Genomic DNA, 1,977 nt, shown 5'->3' with positions numbered 1-1,977 from the left:
CCGACGACGGAGGTCATCCAGGGGCGCATCCTGCGGCTCGTCTCGGTGGCGGACTGGGAAGCCGCCGGATCGCTGCTCCCCGGGCAGCAGGTGCGATGGGATGTCGCCGTCAGCGCAGAGGCGCCGGATCCGGGGATCGTGACGATCGCCCTGAGCGCCACCGGCGAGGCGCCGCTGCTCCTCGACGTGTCGATCTGTCTGCGCGCCTGGCAGGGGAGCGGATGCCCCGGCGGTGCCGTGATCGTGCGCTCGGCATGGCAGGTCCCGCGCGACGGCGGCGAGGTGCGGCTCGGTGAGGTCGCCGACACCGACGTCGCGCACGTCCGGCTCTCCATCGGGCTCGGCGAAGAGGCGGCGGGCTCGACGACTCTCCGCCTCCATGCCAGCGGCATCGGTGAAGACGCGATCGTCGGTCCCGGTGGAGGCCTGGCAGCGACCGGCCCGACGCCGCTGCCGCCGTGGGTGCTCGCCGGTGCATCGGCGCTGGTCGTCGTCGGTGTCCTGCTCGTCGCTCGTCGTCGTGCCGTGTCGATCGGTGTCGAGCCGCGTGAACCCGGCGGTGTCCGATGAGTCCCGAGAAGCGTCTGCGGTCGGCGGGCGCCGTGCTCGGAATCTCGCTGCTGATCGGGGTCGGCCTCGCCCCGACCGTCCCGTCGACCGAGGCGGCGTGGACGGATGTGGAGCGGGCGACCGCGACCGGAACCTCGATCAACGTCCCGGAACCCATCGCCTCCGCATCTCCCGGCTGCGTGGCGAGCAGTGGACTGCTGGGCGCCAACCCGAAGGTGACCATCTCCTGGCGGGCACCGGCCGCCGCGACGGGGTACGACCTGACGAAAGCCGAGTTCGGGCAGATCGTCAATCAGGGCCTCCTCGAGCCGATCCTGAGCAACCTCCTCGGGAACGTCCAGACGACGGGATCCGCGGCTGCCTACGTCACCGTCATCGACGGGGGCCTGCTCACGGGGCTTCTGGGGGCGACGAAGACCTTCGGCATCCGCTTCACCGGGCCGGGCGGGTGGAAGTCCGACTGGCTCGTGGCGAACGCGACCATGGGATTGCTCGGCGCGAACCCGCAGTGCACGATGGGCACCGCAGCCAGCTACTAGGTCGAAGCCGAGAGGTCAGTCGGCCAGTGCCAGTGCACGGAACGCGTCGCGTTCGCGGAGCTGCTCGCGGCGGCTGGCTGCGGCATCCTCCGGAGTGAGGCTCGGGACCTGCCGGCCGGTGGTGCGTCGGTAGAGCTCGTCGATGAGGTCGGTGGCGAGGCCGACCAGCTTGGCGATCTCGCGGTCGTCGCGGTCGATCCATACACAGCGCGGCTCGTCGTGGATCGGGGAGAAGTCGACGTGCTCCTCCCAGACGAACAGTGTCCGCTCGGCGCCGAGGACGTGCTGCTGCCACCAGATCTGGCGGAGGTAGGTGCGCGGGATGCCGCGGAACGCCTTGTTGGTCGTCTTGATCTCGGCGAGCTTCACTCGCCCCTCGGCGTCGACCGCGATGCCGTCGGGCGTAGCCAGGTGCCGGTGCTCGACTTCGGCGCGGAACAGGGCGGAAGACGGGAGGATGCCGTGGGTCGCTGCCACCCACGCCGCGATCTCGGGCTCCCGCCGCCGGCCGTGATCGGTGTAGGCGTTGCCGCCGAAGCGGGGGCCTCCGCCGAGCTTGGAGTCCGCCGCGCGAGCGATCGACTTCTCGGAGGTGAGTCCGGCGACGTCGGTGGCGGTGATCCCCCGGGAGCGTGCGCGCATCCACGCCACGCGGTCGCGAGAATCCGCGACGATGCGGGCGGCGAGTTCGGGGGTCACCCTTCGACCCTAACCCCGCCCGCCGACCCTCCCTCGCACACACGCCGCCCTCCCGCCCCCGCATCCCCGGCCCTCCCCTTCCGCCGAGTGCACGGCTTGATGCCGAGCGCACGGCCCGTTCGCGCGTGTAGCCCGTGCGCTCGGCAGCATCCGGTGCACTCGCGGTGTG

3 protein-coding genes are annotated in these 1,977 nt (G+C 71.6%); 2 read left to right on the top strand and 1 reads right to left on the bottom strand.

Annotation, left to right across the window (positions count from 1 at the left end):
* On the top strand, positions 1-570 hold a 570-nt coding region (locus tag ACNPM4_RS16820; protein ID WP_448986443.1), incomplete at its 5' end, for a hypothetical protein.
* On the top strand, positions 567-1,109 hold the full coding sequence (locus ACNPM4_RS16815; RefSeq protein ID WP_029261003.1) for a hypothetical protein: 543 nt from the start codon (positions 567-569) through the stop codon (positions 1,107-1,109). The genes ACNPM4_RS16820 and ACNPM4_RS16815, both read left to right, overlap by 4 nt.
* A 15-nt stretch (positions 1,110-1,124) precedes the next feature.
* Here ACNPM4_RS16815 and ACNPM4_RS16810 read toward each other — a convergent pair whose 3' ends face one another.
* Positions 1,125-1,808, bottom strand: a complete 684-nt coding sequence (locus tag ACNPM4_RS16810) for a YqaJ viral recombinase family protein (RefSeq protein WP_029261004.1) — start codon at positions 1,806-1,808, stop codon at positions 1,125-1,127.
* Positions 1,809-1,977 lie beyond the last annotated feature (169 nt).

Source organism: Microbacterium umsixpiens, from assembly GCF_053543675.1.
This window is presented reverse-complemented; position numbering and strand designations above follow the sequence as displayed.

Coding starts and splice junctions, on each gene's coding strand:
- ACNPM4_RS16815 (WP_029261003.1), top strand. CDS start 567: ATGAGTCCCGAGAAGCGTCTGCGGTCGGCGGGCGCCGTGCTCGGAATC.